Source organism: Nocardia sp. NPDC005998 (assembly GCF_040614395.1).
GTDB lineage: Bacteria > Actinomycetota > Actinomycetes > Mycobacteriales > Mycobacteriaceae > Nocardia.
Genome location: NZ_JBEXUI010000010.1, coordinates 121394 through 138487, shown reverse-complemented (window position 1 = coordinate 138487; position 17094 = coordinate 121394). Strand labels below are relative to the sequence as shown.

Annotated in this window: 16 protein-coding genes and 2 pseudogenes; 8 read left to right on the top strand and 10 right to left on the bottom strand. The window is 65.5% G+C overall.

Annotation, left to right across the window (positions count from 1 at the left end; all coding sequences use genetic code 11):
• Positions 1-236 precede the first annotated feature (236 nt).
• Together ABZ293_RS16625 and ABZ293_RS16620 are read left to right on the top strand one after the other, a co-directional pair.
• On the top strand, positions 237-689 hold the full coding sequence (locus ABZ293_RS16625) for an SRPBCC domain-containing protein (protein ID WP_355181386.1): 453 nt from the start codon (positions 237-239) through the stop codon (positions 687-689).
• The gene (locus tag ABZ293_RS16620; RefSeq protein WP_355181384.1) at positions 686-1030 is read left to right on the top strand and encodes a metalloregulator ArsR/SmtB family transcription factor; all 345 of its coding nucleotides are present in this window, start codon (positions 686-688) and stop codon (positions 1028-1030) included. The genes ABZ293_RS16625 and ABZ293_RS16620 overlap by 4 nt, the downstream gene beginning before the upstream one ends.
• 265 nt (positions 1031-1295) lie before the next feature.
• On the opposite strand, the pseudogene ABZ293_RS16615 reads toward ABZ293_RS16620, so the two are convergent.
• A pseudogene (locus ABZ293_RS16615) lies at positions 1296-1448 on the bottom strand (helix-turn-helix domain-containing protein); the annotation flags it as partial.
• A gap of 137 nt (positions 1449-1585) precedes the next feature.
• Here ABZ293_RS16615 and ABZ293_RS16610 point away from each other — a divergent pair.
• On the top strand, positions 1586-2530 hold the full coding sequence (locus ABZ293_RS16610) for an SDR family oxidoreductase (RefSeq protein WP_355181382.1): 945 nt from the start codon (positions 1586-1588) through the stop codon (positions 2528-2530).
• Between the two features lie 146 nt (positions 2531-2676).
• Here ABZ293_RS16610 and ABZ293_RS16605 read toward each other — a convergent pair.
• Positions 2677-2775, bottom strand: a pseudogene (locus ABZ293_RS16605) (alpha/beta hydrolase fold domain-containing protein); the annotation flags it as partial.
• 222 nt (positions 2776-2997) lie between these two features.
• Between ABZ293_RS16605 and ABZ293_RS16600 the strand changes: the two are divergent.
• Entirely contained in the window at positions 2998-4125 is a 1128-nt protein-coding gene (locus tag ABZ293_RS16600) for an agmatine deiminase family protein (protein ID WP_355181381.1), read from the top strand.
• A gap of 107 nt (positions 4126-4232) precedes the next feature.
• Positions 4233-4808 carry a TetR/AcrR family transcriptional regulator gene (locus ABZ293_RS16595; RefSeq protein WP_355181379.1) on the top strand — a complete coding sequence of 192 codons (576 nt, stop codon included), beginning with the start codon at positions 4233-4235 and terminating at the stop codon, positions 4806-4808.
• 157 nt (positions 4809-4965) lie between these two features.
• Here ABZ293_RS16595 and ABZ293_RS16590 read toward each other — a convergent pair whose 3' ends face one another.
• Together ABZ293_RS16590 and ABZ293_RS16585 are read right to left on the bottom strand one after the other, a co-directional pair.
• Positions 4966-5901, bottom strand: a complete 936-nt coding sequence (locus tag ABZ293_RS16590) for an acyl-ACP desaturase (RefSeq protein WP_355181377.1) — start codon at positions 5899-5901, stop codon at positions 4966-4968.
• Between the two features lie 164 nt (positions 5902-6065).
• Complete coding sequence (locus tag ABZ293_RS16585; protein ID WP_355181375.1) at positions 6066-7118, bottom strand: aldo/keto reductase; 1053 nt, start codon at positions 7116-7118, stop codon at positions 6066-6068.
• A 121-nt stretch (positions 7119-7239) separates the two neighbouring features.
• Between ABZ293_RS16585 and ABZ293_RS16580 the strand changes: the two genes are divergently transcribed.
• Positions 7240-7863, top strand: a complete 624-nt coding sequence (locus ABZ293_RS16580; protein WP_355181373.1) for a TetR/AcrR family transcriptional regulator — start codon at positions 7240-7242, stop codon at positions 7861-7863.
• Between the two features lie 85 nt (positions 7864-7948).
• Here ABZ293_RS16580 and ABZ293_RS16575 read toward each other — a convergent pair whose 3' ends face one another.
• A complete protein-coding gene (locus ABZ293_RS16575; protein WP_355181371.1) occupies positions 7949-8743 on the bottom strand; it encodes an alpha/beta hydrolase in 795 nt (264 codons plus the stop codon).
• A gap of 793 nt (positions 8744-9536) precedes the next feature.
• Here ABZ293_RS16575 and ABZ293_RS16570 point away from each other — a divergent pair.
• The gene (locus ABZ293_RS16570; RefSeq protein WP_355181369.1) at positions 9537-10526 is read left to right on the top strand and encodes an alpha/beta hydrolase family protein; all 990 of its coding nucleotides are present in this window, start codon (positions 9537-9539) and stop codon (positions 10524-10526) included.
• A gap of 152 nt (positions 10527-10678) precedes the next feature.
• On the opposite strand, the gene ABZ293_RS16565 is transcribed toward ABZ293_RS16570, so the two are convergent.
• Positions 10679-11230: a hypothetical protein gene (locus ABZ293_RS16565; protein WP_355181367.1), complete on the bottom strand. Its 552-nt coding sequence runs from the start codon at positions 11228-11230 to the stop codon at positions 10679-10681.
• A 317-nt stretch (positions 11231-11547) separates the two neighbouring features.
• On the opposite strand from ABZ293_RS16565, the gene ABZ293_RS16560 reads away from it, so the two are divergent.
• Positions 11548-11760 (top strand): DUF2510 domain-containing protein, encoded by a 213-nt coding sequence (locus tag ABZ293_RS16560; RefSeq protein WP_355181365.1) that lies wholly within the window; start codon positions 11548-11550, stop codon positions 11758-11760.
• Between the two features lie 74 nt (positions 11761-11834).
• On the opposite strand, the gene ABZ293_RS16555 is transcribed toward ABZ293_RS16560, so the two are convergent.
• The 4 genes from ABZ293_RS16555 to ABZ293_RS16540 form a co-directional block, all read right to left on the bottom strand.
• A complete protein-coding gene (locus ABZ293_RS16555) occupies positions 11835-13790 on the bottom strand; it encodes an amino acid transporter (RefSeq protein WP_355181363.1) in 1956 nt (651 codons plus the stop codon).
• Between the two features lie 120 nt (positions 13791-13910).
• Entirely contained in the window at positions 13911-15056 is a 1146-nt protein-coding gene (gene dgoD / locus ABZ293_RS16550) for a galactonate dehydratase (protein WP_355181361.1), read from the bottom strand.
• A complete protein-coding gene (locus tag ABZ293_RS16545) occupies positions 15053-15808 on the bottom strand; it encodes an SDR family oxidoreductase (RefSeq protein ID WP_355181359.1) in 756 nt (251 codons plus the stop codon). The genes dgoD and ABZ293_RS16545 overlap by 4 nt, the downstream gene beginning before the upstream one ends.
• Before the next feature lie 10 nt (positions 15809-15818).
• Positions 15819-16763, bottom strand: a complete 945-nt coding sequence (locus ABZ293_RS16540) for a sugar kinase (protein WP_355181357.1) — start codon at positions 16761-16763, stop codon at positions 15819-15821.
• Positions 16764-17094 lie beyond the last annotated feature (331 nt).

The window sequence follows — 17094 nt, the reverse complement described above, 5'->3', positions numbered from 1 at the left end:
CCTCCCTGCGACGGGGACAGCAAACCGAAGTAGCCGGGCACGCTCGATGTTGCCGGACTCGCGAGACGAGGCACTGCCGACTCGATCAGCAGTTTAACGCCCGCACCCAACGGTCTCCGATGCAATCAACGCCGGTGCGCTGCCTCGATCCCAGCAAATGCGCAACCAATAGTTGCGCATGCGCGGGACGTCGACTACCGTCATGCGCAACCAAACATTGCACATGGAGGAAGAGTATGGAGTACGGAAGCATCGAACGAGAGATCCACGTCGACGCCTCGCCCGAGGTGGTCTTCGAGGTCGTCAGCAGCCCCGAGCACATCTCGGAATGGTGGAGCGACGATGCCTCGGTCGAGGCCACGCCCGGCGCGGTCGGCGAGCTCGTCTGGGACAACAGGGCGCAGGTCGTTCCGATCACCGTGGTCGACGCCGAGCCGCCTCGACTGTTCTCATTCCGCTGGTGCTATCCCGGCGACAAGGTCGACAACTCCGCCGACACGCTGCTGGTTACCTTCGAGCTCATCCCATCGGGCGCGGGCACCAGAATTCGGATGACCGAGACCGGATTCCGCGAAATGGGCTGGGAGGCAGCGAAATTGGAGGAGGTGTACCGGGACCACAGCAGTGGTTGGAACACCTTCATTCCCCAGCTCGGGGACTACCTCGCGCGGCTGGTGTCGACCCCATGACCACCGCCGTCGACGACGACCTGTGGTCCGCGGTCGGGGATCCGACCCGTCGGCGGATGCTCGATCTGCTCCTGGCGGATGGCGGCGGCACGGCCACCAGCCTCAGCGGGCAGCTGCCCGTGACACGACAGGCCATCGCGAAACACCTCGGCGTGCTCGACCGTGTCGGCTTGGTGCACGCCACGCCCGCCGGGCGAGAACGGAGGTACCGGGTGGACGAGGCGCAACTTGCCCGCGCGGTCGCGCAACTGTCCTCGGTGGGGGCGGCGTGGGATACCAGGCTCCGGCGCATCAAGCGGATTGCCGAGACCATTCAGCGCAGCAAAGACGCACAGCAGTGAATTCACACGAAGACTGAAACTGACGCTGCCTGCCCCTGCCGCAACGACTTCCGTCGCGGCAGGGGTCGCAGCGGGCAACCTGCTCGGATATCCGTTGCCCAACAGGACTTCTCACGTAATTAGGTCGCCTTCGACGCCGAGAGTTGTTGCGCGGGTTTGCAAGTCACGCAGTGCCGAATGCGCGATCTCGGTGTATGACCGCGGCGACACACCCGACGGTCGTCACCTCGGGCTCGGCGGGCCGAATCGCTTCGAAGAAGCGATCAGCCATCTGGTCCCGTCCACCGAACAGCACCTCACGCTCGGCGAAGTGACGGAAGAACGTGCTCTTGGTCGAACCGGCGCGGTCCGCGATCTCGGCAACCGTGGTGGCGTCGCACCCGCGCTCGACGAACAGGTTCAGCGCGGCGCGTTCCAGGCGTTCCCGCGCATTCGGCTCCCATCAACCCATGGCGCCACCCTAAATGATGACACCAAGTCGCATCACTTGCTAAGGTGATGGGACTGAGTCTCGTCACCGACTCGGCCTGCATTCATCGCACTCAGGAGTCACCCATGCGTGTTTTTGTCACCGGCGCGTCCGGCCATATCGGCTCGGCCGTCGTCTCCGAACTCATTGCCGCCGGGCACGAGGTCATCGGCCTCGCGCGATCGGATGCGGCCGCGGCGACCGTGACCGCGCTCGGTGCGGCCGTGCGCCGGGGCGACCTCGACGATCTCGACGGGCTCAAAGCGGCGGCCGCGGACTCCGACGGCGTCATCCACCTCGCGTTCAAGCACGACCAGATGCTCTCCGGCCACGTCGCCGCCGCCGTCGCCACGGAGCTCGCCACCGTGCAGGCACTCGGCGATGCACTCGCGGGAACCGGGAAACCGCTGGTCACGGCGTCGGGCACGGGCACGCTCGGAGAGCTCGGGCGACCATTGACGGAGGAGGACGCGGGCACACCCAGCGGGGAGGCGGCCGCGGGCACACCCCACAGCCGTATCGACTCGGAGATCGCCGTGGTCGGCTTCGCACAGCGGGACGTGCGTTCCTCGGTCGTACGGATCCCGCCCATCACGCACAGCACGCTGGACCGTAGCGGCTTCGCCAGGATGCTGATCGCCACCGCGCAGGAGAACGGCTTCGCCGGATTCCCCGGGGATGGCGCGAACCGGTGGCCCGCCGTGCACACGCTCGACGCCGCGCACCTCTTCCGCCTGACGCTGGAGCAGGCACCGGCGGGCACTCGATGGCACGCGGTCGGCGACAACGGCATACCGCTGCGCGATATCGCGCAGAGCATCGGCGACCACCTCGGCGTGCCCACCGAAAGCATCCCGGCAGACCGGCTGCGAGCGTACTTCGGCGAATTCCTCACGATGGTGATCACTCGCGACCTCCCGACGTCCAGCCGCACCACCCGGCGCGTCCTCGGCTGGGAACCGACCCACCCCGGCCTCCTCGCCGACTTCGACGAGGGCAACTACTTCACCGCGCACTCGGCGCACATCTGACGAATCAGCCGCCGGTGTCCGCCGAAGTCCGCGCGAAGTGGTTGGTCACGCGGCCAGGGCGGTGGCCGGTTCGCAATTCTGCCGCTGGGACACCTCCGCGGACAGAATCGCCCGCGATCCATAGAGGTGTCCCGCGCCCGGCCGCCGATCCGCGCTGGATCGATGCCGAGTTCGGCCGCGTGCTCAGCCGTCCAGGTCAGCACCGCGTAGATATCGTCATGAGCGGCGGGGAACAGGTTTTCGGGGGGCTCGCCCTCACCACATGGCGGCTGTTCGATGACTGACCACCGCGCAGTACCGGGTCTACACACAACTCCGAATTTGACTAAATTTTTAGTCAGGATCTAGTGTCCTGGATTGCCACGCGCTCGCTCGCACTTCGGGCGCGGTCGCGGCGCGAATGGGCTTACTGGCGACCGATGCGGACATCCGCCGCGCGGACGCCCAGAGACGACAGGGAGTGAAGGATGCGACGGCGCACATTCGTGCAGACAGGTTTGGCCACCATGGGCAGCCTGCTGCTGGCGGGTTGCGACGATTCGTCGTCGCCGATGCGCGGCGATCGCACCAGCAATACACATGACGATGGGAGAAAGTGGATGATGCCCGAGGAAGGGCAGCCGCACAGACGGACCTGGATGGCCTTCGGTGCCAGCGAACGGATCTGGGGTGGCAGGCTGCTACCGGAGGTGCAACGCAACCTAGCGACCATCGCGACCGCCATCGCCCGCTTCGAACCGGTATCGATGCTGGTGCGGCCGGGCGAGATGGGGCTGGCACAGAGCCTCATGGGTGGTGCGAACGTCGAATTGATCGCCGCCGAGATCGATGATCTGTGGATGCGTGACACCGGGCCGGTGTTCGTCAACAGCGGCAACACCAAGGCCGGGGTGGACTTCAACTTCAACGGCTGGGGCAAGAAACAAGAGCACCGCCGTGACGCCGCGGTCGCGGGGTTCGTCACCGGCCGCGCCGGAGTCGAGACCCGGCACACAGATCTGGTGCTCGAGGGCGGCGGCATCGAAGTCGACGGGGAGGGCACCGCGATCATCACCGAAAGCTGTGTGCTCAACAACAACCGCAACCCCGGCTGGCAGAAGCGCGACGTCGAGGAGGAGCTGGCCTACCTGCTGGGCATCGAGAAGGTGATCTGGCTGCCCGGCATCGCGGGCGAGGACATCACCGACGGCCATACCGACTTCTACGCCCGCTTCGCCGGCCCGGGCGTGGTGGTCGCCGGACTGGACAACGACCCGGACTCCTTCGACTACGACGTCACTCGCCGCCACCTCGATATCCTGCACTCGGCCACCGATGTCCATGGTCGCCCCCTTCGGGTCGAGGTCCTCGAGGGCCCGTCGACGGTGCGGGAGACGTTCGCCGACGACGACTTCGCCGCCGGATACATCAACTTCTACGTCTGCAACGGCGCGGTGATCGCCCCCGAATTCGGTGATCCGGACACCGATCCGGCCACCAAAACCACCCTGGAGCGCCTGTTCCCCGGCCGGGAGGTCGTGCAGATCAATATCGACGGCATCGCCGCCGGTGGTGGCGGTATCCACTGCACCACCCAGCAGGAACCCGCCGACTAACCTCGTCGGCGACCGGTGAACTCCGGCAAAATTCGCCAGCCGACGCGGCCGGGCCGACAACCCCGCATTTCCGGCTCGGCCGCACCCTGCCCCTACTGTGAGGACTTGTGTCGCAGCGTCAAACGCAGATCCTGGAAGCCGCCGTCCGTGTCATCGCCCAAGACGGAGTGCGCGGGCTGCGGATCGAGAAACTCGCCGCGGAAGCGGGCGTGTCCACGGCACTGATCTACTACCACTTCAAAGACCGCTCCGGAGTCCTGCACGCCACGCTCGAACACATCAACCACCGAGCCAAGGACTACACCGACCGCGCCTTCATCGAGGCCGATCCTTGCGCTCAGCTCGAACAGATGCTGATGCTCGAACTCCAAGATGACGACGAGGTGCGGGTGAACAGCATCGCCTGGGGTGAGCTGCGCGCCAGCGCTGTGTTCAATCCCGACCTGCGCGAACCTCTCGACACCACCACGCGGGCATGGAACAACGATGTCGAAACGCTTATCGCCCAAGCCCGGCAGGCCGGTGCCGTCTCCTCCGATATCAACGCGGCTGCAGCGGCGGAACACCTCACCGCCCTGGTCGAAGGACTCAGCGAACGCTGGCACAGCGGCTCGATCACCCGCGACCGAGCCAGGGAAGTCCTCGCCCATGCCATCAGTCGCGAATTGCGCGACGTCACCTGAGCCCGCGGGTAGTGCACAACATCCGAACTCGACTGCCGCGCAGTAGAATTCGGGCGCGCTCGAACTACCCGCGTCGAGATCGCTCGCGGGAGTGAACACGGGATTCGGCGCCGGGCACGATGTCACGGTCGCGGATGACCGTGACTTCCAGGGTGCGCTACCCGACTCGCGCCGCCTCGCGGGCGAGGATGCGGGCGCGCTGTTCTTCGAAGCGGATGACATCGCGACCGAGTTTGTCGAGGTACTCGGCGAGTTCTTCGCGGCTGCGCTCGCCGCGCGCGGTGAAGTCGGTGCGCTTGAAGACATTCCATGTTCGCAGGACCGGCAACAGCACCTCGTCCAAGTGCTGACGCAAATCGTAGATTCCGTGCTTGACCATCAACACGCCATTGCGGCGCCAGTTCGGCATGCCGGTACCCGGCATCGCGAAAGTCTTCGCGACGTGGGTCACGGCCTCCATCGTCTGGTCGGGAGCGATATCGAACGCAGCGCCGGTGATGTTGCGATAGAACATCATGTGCAGGTTCTCGTCGGCCGCGATGCGCTGCAGCATCCGGTCGGCGATCGGGTCGTCGCAGACACGTCCCGTGGTGCGATGGCTGACCCGGGTGGCCAACTCCTGGAACGTCACATACGCGACCTGATCGAGCACACCGCCGAAGCCCTCCGGGGCGTGCACACCGCGAGTCAGATGCACCATCCGGTCGTTCTCCAAGGCGACCGGATCGACGGCGCGCGTGCATACCAGGTAGTCGCGCATGGCGATGGCGTGGCGGTTTTCCTCCGCCGTCCAGCGGCCGATCCACGTGCCCCAGGCACCGGTCTGCGAGAAGTTCTCCGAGATCACACGGTGGTAGGAGGGCAGGTTGTCCTCGGTCAGCAGATTCGTGACCATCGCGACCTTGGCGACCTCCGAGAGCCGTGACTGCTCGGGATCCCAATCCTGGCCACCCATTGCCGCGAAGTTGCGGCCCTCGTCCCAGGGCACATAATCGTGCGGACACCAGTCCTTGGCGGTGGCCAAATGCCGGTCGACATTGGCCGCGACCACTGGTTCCAGCTCGGTGAGTAACTCGACTTGTGTCAAATCCATTGCCTACAGCGCCTTTCGATTCGGTGGAAAAACCACGGAACGTACCGCTGTTCACGCATTTTTTGACTGTGCGAGCTCGCATACACCTTAGTCGAGCGCGATCGAATTTGGTGCGCAGCCACCCGGTCGATTGACCGAGTCGCCGAGCGAAGGGAAGTGCAGGATCATTGGTAGCTGAGGACGATGTCCGCGCTGACGGCGCGGTCGTCGGTCGGGCGGCGGCGCAGGCGGGCCTGTTCGATGGCGGGTGGGTTGTAGGCCATGTCGAGCATTCCGATATCGGTACCGGGCGGCGCGATGGCGTCGATCCGGTCGAGCACTTCGTCGCTCAGGATCGTCTCCGCACCGGCGAGCGCGTCGTCGAGCTGGTCCATGGTGCGCGGACCGATGATCGCCGAGGTCACGCCCGGGTGGGTGATCACGAACGCGAGAGCCAGGTGCGTCAACGACATCCCGGCCTCTTCGGCGACGGGGATGAGTTGCTCGACAGCGTCGAGCCGACGCTCGTCGCGCAGATGCCGGAAGCCGAAGCTGGCCCGATGGCTATTGGGCTGCTGGCCCTTGCGGTAGCGGCCGGTGAGCAGGCCGCCCGCCAGCGGACTCCAGACCAGCGTGCCCATTCCGTAGCGCTGACAGACCGGCAGCACCTCGCGCTCGATGCCGCGATTGAGGATCGAGTACGGCGGCTGCTCGGTGCGAAAGCGCTCCAGACCTCGACGCTCGGCGACCCACTGCGCCTCGACAATGTCCGATGCGGGAAAGGTGGAAGTACCGATGGCCCGGACCTTGCCGCTGCGGACCAGGTCCGACAGCGCCGAGAGCGTTTCTTCGACATCGACCGACGGATCCGGACGATGGACCTGGAACAGATCGACATGGTCGGTCTGCAGTCGGCGCAGCGAATCGTCGAGTGCGCGTACCAGCCAGCGCCGCGAATTGCCTTGCTGATTGGGATCTTCCCCCATGGGGAGGTGTGCCTTGGTGGCGAGCACGACATTGTCCCTGCGGTCCTTGATGGCCTTGCCGACGATCGTCTCGGACTCGCCGCGGGAGTAGAAATCGGCGGTGTCGATGAAGTTGATTCCCGCGTCCAGGGCCTTGTGGATGATCCGAATCGAGTCGTCGTGGTCGGGGTTGCCCACGGCGCCGAACATCATGGCGCCCAGGCAGTACGGGCTGACCTTTATGCCGGTTCGGCCGAGCGTGCGGTAGTTCATGGCTCTCCTCAGGGCGGGGTCGGTGGTCGGCACCGTATGCGTGCCCTACCATCAACCAATCGGAACAACGTTCCGAAACTATACGGAACATTGTTCCGGTAAGGCAAGAGGAGGAGCGGGAGTGGGCGAGATCGAGCACGGCGACACCCCGGGCGCACCCGGTACGGGGCGCAGCGCGTCCGGACGTCGGGTACGCGCCGATGCGCAGCGCAATATCACGGCGGTGCTGGACGCGGCCAAGGCGGTTTTCGCCGTATCGGGTGTGGACGCCCCAGTGCGGGAGATCGCCGCCAGGGCGGGCGTTGGCCTCGGCACCATCTACCGCCACTTCCCGCAGCGCTCCGACCTGGTCGTGGCCGTTTTTCAACAGGAAGTCGACGCCTGCGCAGACGCGGCCCCCGTCCTGGCGGCCGAGTATGAGCCCGATGCGGCACTGGCGCGCTGGCTGCGTCGGTACACCGGCTTCATCGCAACCAAACGCGGACTCGCCGCGGCGCTGCACTCGGGAGACCCTGCCTTCGAGCCCCTACCCGCCTACTTCCAGCAGCACCTGGTGCCCGCTCTCGGATCTCTGCTCGAATCGGCGGCGGCCACAGGTGCGATCCGCGCCGATATAGCGCCCTACGAGCTGCTGCAAGCGGTGGCCAACCTGTGCCTACCCGCCGATAGTGACCATGCCCAGCGCATGGTCGATCTGCTCATCGACGGGCTGCGGTACGGCGCCCCTGGCGGTCGCGCGACCTGACGCAGCCACCCCGATGACGGCGACTGCTTTTTCGCGCTGGCGAAGTCGACCGACGACGAGGCGAGGTGCGGACCGTAGGGCCGTCCTATTCGACGTCCAGTGACCGGTCGAGGAACGCCCGCAGGTGTGGGTTGACGGCTTCGGCGTCGGTGAGGCTCAGGAAGTGCGCGCCGCCGTCGATGATCACCGGAGGTTCGGCGTTCGGCAGGGCCGCTGCCAGCTCGCGGGCGCGGTCGACGGCGTAGGCGGCGTCGGCGGAACCGTGCAGAACCAGTGCTGGGCAGCCGATTTCGGGCGCGCGGTCGAGCACGCTGTCCCGCTCGACCAGTGGGGTGAGCACGCGGTCGATATGGTCCCCGGACAGCCGACGCCACTTGGCCTGCCACTCCGCCGCGTCGTGCTGGCCCAGGCAGATCGCGGCATTGAGATCGAGCAGTTCCTTGGTCGGACCGTTTTCGCGCCAGGCGGCGGCCGCTTGGCGGTACCCGGCGGCTACCTCCGGATCCTCCGCACTGCCCGAGGTGCCGAGCAGCGCGAGTGCGGCCACCCGCTGCGGCGCCAGCAGTGCCATGCGCAGGGCGATGAACCCGCCCTGGCTCGTACCGATTACCGCGCACCGGGCCACCTCGAGCTCATCGAGGAGGCCGAGCGCGTCGCGAGCCACATCCCAATAGGTGAACGGGTTCTCGGCCGGAGTATCACCGTGGCCACGCTCGTCCATCGCGATGAGCCGGAACGCCCCGCCGAGCGCCTGCACCTGTGGGGCGAACATATCGGCGTCCATCAGATAGCTGTGCAGCAATAACACCGCGGGCCCGGTGCCGCCGTGATCGATAAAGCTCACCAGTTGGTCATCGTTGACCTTCGCCGTTTTCCGCACGGGCCCAAGTCTATTCAGATCGCCGTCAGCGCGAGCTGTTTGTCGGATCCGTGGCATTCGGCCGAGCCCAACACGGCACGTATTCGCTGGGCTATCGCGATCATTCTCACTGGTCAGGGCCGCATGTTGGCGGCTTCGACACAAACGGCACCGTGTCCGCAAAGACGTGACGGTCTCCGGCGGCCATTATGCGCTCGGCTTGCTGGCCGCCACCGTGTGCCATCAGCACCAAGGGCGCGCGCTCGGGGCCGGATTCCGGCGAGGAGAGCACGCCGGGAACTCCCCCACGGTGAAGTCGCGTTCGACGACGCCGTTCGACGATGTCTGCGCGGTGAAATGCACAGAATGCATAAGTTGTTGCCTTTCGGGATTGCCTTGTTTCAGGCGCTCCCGGCGACACCTACGTCAATCGCCCGACCGCGACGAACAAGGGAGCACCCATATGGATACAGCGCTCATGGGTCTCACCTCCTTGCGCGATTCACGGTCTCCGGCGCACCAACAGCCCGAACCTCATCCCACCCAACCATTTCCTGCCGACCAATTCGACGTGCAGGTATATGCCGCATCCCGTCCGCGACCAGCGGCCGGATTGTAACGAATGCGCCGCTGATCCAGGTGATCTGATGCGGATTTCCCAGGCTCGAGAGCAAATGCGGCACAATCTATGATGGTTTTCCCGATTCCGGGCGCGCGGGAGTGCAGGCGTGTACGAACAACCCGGCCTGGATGGCGGCGGAATTCGGGTCCGTTCGGCAACTTGTCAGAAAACGAGCAGGAGGTGTGAGTAGACGTGGCAGAGCGAACAGGGGACGGGTGGGGATTTGTTCGTGGTTGGCTGAGCAAGGTCGGCATTGTCATGGCGACAGCTGTGCTGGTGTCATGGATCGGCGGGGCGGTGGTTATTGCCGCGCCGCCGCACGCACAGATACTGCGCACGCCGGCAGGCGGTTTCGAGGAACTTTTCGTGCCGTCCAGTATGGGGCCGATCAAAGTCCAGGTGCAGTGGGCAGCGCGCGGCGGGAGCGCGGCACTCTACGTGCTCGACGGTCTCCGCGCGCCGAACGACCACAGTCAGTGGACGACGGATACCGATGCGCTGCGCCAGTTCGCGGGCGACAACATCACGTTGGTGTTTCCGGTCGGCGGTCGGTCGAGTTTCTACACCGACTGGTATCGACCGAGTAGTACCAACAATCAGGCGACCACGTACAAGTGGGAAACCTTCCTCACCCAGGAATTGCCTGCCTTCCTGGCGGGGTTCGGCGTGTCACGTACCAACAACGCCATTGTCGGCGCATCGATGGGCGGAAGTGCTGCACTGACGTTGGCCGGCTACCATCGCGATCAGTTCAAATTCGCCGGATCCTTTTCGGGATTCGTGCACCCGACATTTCCGCTCTGGAACGAAGCGATGCGCGCCGCCCTGTGGGACGAGGGCAACTTCAATCTCGACGATATGTGGGGTCCGGCCGGGGATCCGGCATGGAACCGCAATGACGCCACCGAGCAGGCCGAATTGCTGCGCGGACTGCCGATATACCTCTGGACGGGCAATGGCACGCCCGGTCCGCTCGACCTGCCACAAGGGGTGGGCAATACGGTGAATGCGATGGGCCTGGAGTCGATAACGGAGATCTCCGCCGAAATGTTCCGTGATCGAGTGGCGGCGTTGGGAATTGCCGCTCGAATCGACATCGTCAACGGAACACACACCTGGCCCTACTGGCAGCAAGCGCTCGCGACGGCGCGGCCGATGATTCTCGATGCGCTCGGCGTATAACGCGCACCGAAGAGTGCCGATCCGAAACCTGCGGTCGCGCAACGACCTGCTCGTGCCGTTTCCCGGGCGGGCGTAGACAGCGGCGGGCCGGGCGGCCAATGGTCGCCCGGCCCGCAGGTCATTGTGTTCGATCACCGCCACTGATCCATCGATCACATGGACGGCATGTAGAGGCCCATCATGGCGCCCCAGGCTGCGCCGATTGCACATCCGATGATGGCTCCGACCAGGAAGAACCAGATCCCGATCGCAACGCCCACCATGCAGCCGAAGGTCGCACCGATGGCAATGGACATCGGTCCCCATGCCTGATGCACACCGGGCATATTCTGCGACGCGATGACCTCATCGGACGGCCCGCCGACCGGTGTCAGGCTCAGTTGCGTGCCGGTGCCGTCCAGCGCCGGCGTCACCGCAAGCGCCTGCCCCGCCTCGGTGCGCAGTGTCGTCGGGATAGTGCCGACTATCGCACCGTCGTCCGCGAGCACATTGACGGCATCCGGCGCGAGGTCGAATCTGCCGGAGGCGAGGGTCACCAGTGCGCTGGTGTGATCCGCCGCGAGACTCGTCGTGTAGGCGATCGGGCCGTCCGAAGCGGTGAAGCTGACATCTGCCAGCCCGGCCTCGCCATGTGCGGTGACCGTGGCCATGCTGGTCGCCGCGACGGCCATAAACGCGGTCGCGAGCAATTTCTTGATGACCATTTGCCTTCCAATCGTTGCCGGTTCCTTTGATGTTCCCCCCCGACAAACGACACCGAGACAAGTACAAGCATGCGCCGCCCAATTGACGAATGTCGATGGGATACCGAATTTCCGAATTCCAGTCGGTTTTCTTCCTGGGAATTTGACCGAATTCCCCGTGTTCCGCGCGTGTCGCTGAAAACGGATGCGAAATCGACGCGCAACGCTACCCGGACGCCGATGTTCACGCGTTACCATCACGGCGGCGAGCGGGCCTGAGGCGGAATGGTGCCACGGGCCAGGTAGCCGCGGGGTGCGCGGTCCTACATACTGACCGCATGGGAGCTGTGTGGCTATTACTACTCATCCTTCTCGTGGTCCTCGGGGTAATCGTGTTGCCCATCGCGTTGATCGTCAGGTCGAGTTCGGGACGACGCCCCCCGGCTTCCGCATCGCTGGCCCCCGGCTGGTATCCCGATCACGCGAATCCCGCGCTGCTGCGCTGGTTCGACGGATACCAGTGGACCAACCAGACGCACCCTCGCCACTGAAAGCGGTTGGGTGAACGAATATTTCACCCAACTCCGCGAAGGCGCTCCCCTGTCTGCGCGGGTCGAATGATGGACTAGCTGTCGACGTGGACGTGCGGGCGTTCGGCCGGATTCGGCACGGCGCGGCGGATGATCTCCCGGGTCACCGGTGCGACCTCACCCTCGCCGACGAAGAGGAATTTGAGCAGGTTGACCAGCGGATTGCCCTCTGTCCATTCGAAATACACATGCGGTTCCAGGCCGGTGCGGTCGCGGATGGCGAGCAGGATCGCGGCGATGGAATTGGGGACGGCGGTGGCTTCGACGCTGAGGATTCGATAGCCCGCCAATTCGAGTCCCGTCACTCGCAGGTCGGTGCTGAATTCGGAGGCGTCACGGACGATGACCTCCAGGAACAGGATGGGGGCGTCCGCGGGAATGTGGCTCTCCAGACGCTGATCTGCCTCTTTCTCCCGGTACTCCTCGGGTCGACGCTGGTCGATATCGTGGGTGACGATGCGGATCATGCCCTCGGCCGCGGCCCGATCGATCATCGCGGCGGCGGTTTCGTCGAAAGTCACCTCGATGGCCCGCAATTCGAAGGAGCGCCGGGCGCGCGAGACGAAGGACACCACGATGATCGTGACGATGAACAGCGAGGCCAGCTGCACGCCCTCGGGGCGTTCGAAGATATTCGTGATGGTCGTATAGACGAAGACCGCCGATATCGCACCGAAGCCGATCACCTTGTTGCGCTGGCCTTTTCGCGCTGCGGACAGCGTCACCGCGACCGCGGCGGAGGTGATGAGCACGAGCACACCGGTCGCGTACGCACCACCCTGCGCGTCGACATCGGCGTCGAAGTACCACGTGATACCGAAGGCGATGACCGCGAATACCAGCACCAGGGGCCGCACCGCGCGCGCCCATTCCGGCGCCATGCCGTACCGGGGTAGGTAGCGCGGCACCAAATTCAGCAGTCCGGCCATGGCCGACGCACCCGCGAACCACAGGATCCCGATGGTACTGATGTCGTAGGCGGTACCGAAGACATCGCCGAGATATTTGTGCGCCAGGAAGGCCAAGGCCCGACCGTTCGCGGATCCGCCGGTTTCGAACTCCTGCTCCGGAATCAGCACGACCGTAATGAAGCTGGTCACCATGAGGAAGGTGCTCATGATCAGGGCGGAGGTTGTCAGCAGCTTGCGCGCACCGGCGATGCGAGCGACCGGATCGTCCTCGGAATCGCCTGGCGCGCCCTTGATCTGCGGCATTACCGCGACGCCGGTCTCGAATCCGGACAACCCGAGCGCCAGCTTCGGGAACACCAGGAGCGAGATGCCGATCATGGCCGCGATATTGCCGTGTTCGGCGGTCAGCGCATGCGTCCAGTCCACGACCAGATCACTCGCGGTGAGCACCTGATACAAACCGACAACGGCGACAACAACATTCAGCGATAGATATGCCGCGACCAGTGTCACCGCGATCTTGATGGCCTCCGCGAAGCCCTTCAGGAAGATCGCCGCGAGCAATGCCAGCAGGACCAGTGTGATCAGCAGATTGCGGTCGTGCAGAGCCGAAGGGACATAAGGGTTTTCGACGATATGCGCGGCACCGTCGGCGGCTGAGAGCGTCATGGTGATGACGAAGTCGGTGGCCGCGAAGCCGAGCAGCACCAGGATAAAGATCTTGCCGGTCCAGCGCGGCAGGTGCTGCGTGAACATGGCCAGGGAGCCGCCGCCGTGCGGACTCTCCTGCGCCACCCGCCGATACACCGGCAGCGCGCCCAACAGCGTCAGCGCGACCAGCACCAGCGTGGCCAGCGGTGAGAGCACACCGGCCGCGACCGCCGCGATACCGGGCTGATAGCCCAGGGTCGAGAAGTAGTCGACACCGGTCAAACACATCACCTGCCACCAGGACCGCTCGTGTTCGGCATCACCCGGTTTGCGCATCGGACCCGCATGCTGGGAATACCGCTCGTCGGTCGCGCCCTGCAATAGCCAGGATGAGAAGGGCGAGCGCGTCCGCTCCTGGGTTGTGGTCATGACATTCCCCTGCGAGATTCGTCCGGTTACGCCGGATGATCTCCGACCCCGCGCAAATCTACGGGAACTCTCCGACGGAGAACGAAGCCCGGTGCGATACCACGCCGCGCAAGGGGCACATCACCATTCGGCGAAGGACCCGTCCTTTCGATACCAGATCGGGTTGCGCCATCGATGGCCCTGCACGGCGGCACGCGCCACCGCTTGCTCATCGATTTCGATGCCGAGGCCGGGGGCTCGCAGCAGCTCGACGTAACCGTCGCGGTAGGCGAAGACGGCCGGGTCGAGTAGGTAGTCGAGCAGATCGGAGCCGGTGTTGTAGTGGATGCCGAGACTTTGTTCCTGGATGAGCAGATTCGGGGTGGCGAAGCCGACCTGCAGGCTCGCGGCGAGGGCGATCGGGCCGAGCGGGCAGTGCGGGGCCAGGGCGACATCGCGGCCTTCGGCCAGTGCGGCGATGCGGCGGACCTCGGAGATGCCGCCCGCGTGCGATAGATCGGGCTGTACGACGGCAATGCCCTGATCGAGGACAGCGTTGAAATCCCAACGTGAATACAGTCTTTCGCCGGTCGCGATGGGAATGCTCGTCGCGCGGGTGATCTCGCCGATCTGCGCACTGCATTCCGGGACCAGCGGTTCCTCTACGAAGAACGGCAGATACGGCTCTAGCAAGGGCAGCACCCGCCGCGCCATCGGAATCGACAGGCGGCCATGGAAATCGACGGCGATATCGAACTCGTCACCGGTCGCCGCGCGCACCGCGGCCACCCGGTCGACGATCTCCCGGGTCGCGCGTGGTGTATCGATCGGCTCCAGTTCGGCCGAGCCGTTCATCTTGATCGCGGTGAAACCCTGCGCTTTTCGCTCCAGCGCGGCCTCGGCGACATCATCGGGACGGTCACCGCCGATCCAGCTGTACACCCGGATCCGATCGCGGACCGCGCCGCCGAGCAACTGCCACACCGGCACGCCGAGCGCCTTTCCGGTGATATCCCACAGCGCCTGGTCGATGCCAGCGACCGCACTCGACAGAATCGGCCCGCCCCGATAGAAACCGCCCTTGGTGAGGACCTGCCAGTGCGCCTCGATACTCATCGGATCCTTGCCGATGAGATAGTCGGCCAATTCGTCGACGGCGGCGGCGACGGTGTGCGCGCGGCCCTCGATTACCGGCTCGCCCCAGCCGGTGATGCCCTCGTCGGTTTCGATCTTCAGGAAGCACCAGCGCGGCGCGACCAGGTAGGTGGTGAGTGCGGTGATTTTCACCGGGACTCCTTTCGCACGCTCCAGCCGCCGTCGACGACCAGGTTGGCGCCGGTGATGAAGGAGGCGTCGTCGGAGGCGAGGAAGGCGACGGCGGCGGCGACCTCCTCGGGTGCGCCCATCCGGTCCAGCGCGGTGGCCGCGGCGGACAGCCGCCGACCGGTCTCGTCGACGTCGTCCCATACCGGGGTGAGGATCGGGCCGGGCAGTACGGCATTGACCCGGACGCGGGCGCTTCCATACTCCACGGCCAACTGTCGGACCAATGCGGTCAGCCCGCCCTTGGCGGCGGCATAGACCGGATAGCCGGGCAAGCCGAAATGTGCGTGCACGCTGGAGATCGCGACCACATTGCCGCCGCGGTCGCGCAGATCGTCGATGAAGGTGCGCAGGCCGAGGAACAGCGGGGTCAGATTGACCGCGAGGCCGTCGTCCCAAGCCCGGCGGGTCAGCTCGTGTGCCGGGATGGTGGCCTGTTGGGATGCGTTGCTACACAAGAAGTCCAGCGGTCCGAACAGCTCGTTGACCCGAAGCCGGAGTTCGATCCAGGACTCTTCCGAGGACACATCGCAGCTGACGAATTCGGCCCGATGGCCCGCCGCCCGGATCTTCGAGGCGACCTCGCGTCCCGCCGTTTCGGCAATATCGGCGATGACGACCAGGGCGCCATCGGCAGCGAGCCGGTGGGCGGTGGCCGCACCGATGCCGGAGGCGGCCCCGGTGACGACCGCGACCCGGTCTGCCAGACGACTCATGCTCTTCCCTTCATCGGTTGATGTCGGCGCCGGTGATCAGGCCGAGTTCGTGCCGCGACGGCAGTCCCGCCCAGTCACCGGGTACGGATACGGCGAATGCGCCGCAGGTGGCGGCCAATCGCAGGCGGTGGCGCGCGGACCCGTTGTCGAGTACTCCGGCGAGGTAGCCCGCGACGAATGCGTCGCCCGCCCCGACCGGGTCGACACTGCGGACCGCCACCGCGGGCTGTCGGATCAGCTCGCCGCCGTGCAGTGCGAGTGCGCCCTCGGCTCCGAGTTTGACCACGACTTGCGAAGGGCCGAGTGCGGCAAGGGATTGCGCCATGGCGTCCGGGCTCGCGGCCGGGACGAGCAGGGCCGCTTCCTCGAGCCCGCCGAAGACGATATCGGCACGGGAGACCAGCTTCGAAAGCTCCACCGCGGCATCGGCTTCCGACCACAGTGCACGGCGATAGTTGATATCCAGCGAGACGGTCACTCCGGCGTCGACGGCGGCATCGAGTGCGGCGTGGACGGCGTCGCGGGCGGATGGGCTCAGGGCGGGGGTGATTCCGGTGAGGTGCAGTATGCGCGCGGCGGCGATCTGGGTGGTGTCGATATCGGCTGCCGACAGTCGCGAACCCGCGAAACCCTTGCGGTAGTAGATGACTCGGATGTGGTCGGCGGTGCGGCGCTCGCGCAGCATCAGACCGCTCGGCAGTTCCGGATCGATCCGGCACCGCGAGATGTCGACGCGTTCGGCGCGCAGCCGGTCGAGCACCATGGTGCCAATGGCATCGGCACCGACGCTACCCACCCATGCGCTGTCGTGGCCGAGCCTGCGGACGCCGATGGCCACCGTCGCTTCCGCGCCCGCGAAATCCATGCGGAGTGCGGCACCGGGAGCGAGCGGACCGGGTTCGGTCGCGGCGACAACCCCCAGTGCCTCGCCCAGTGTTACCAAGCCACCGGTCATGGCAGTTGCTTCCACGCAATTAGTACGCGCTCAGCCCGAGGCACCAAGGCGGATTCGCCTGCAGTCTCCGAATTGCCGCTCACAGCAGGTCCTTTCGCACCGCGACGGTGTGCTGTCGCTGACACGCACTCACTCACAGCAGTGCCTTTCGCACCGCGACCGCATGCTGTCGCAGACACACACTCACTCAAAGCAGTGCCTTTCGCACCGCGACCGCATGCTGTCGCAGACACACACTCACTCAAAGCAGTGCCTTTCGCACCGCGACGGCGTGCTGTCGCTGACACGCACTCACTCACAGCAGTGCCCTTCGCACCGCGACGACATGCTG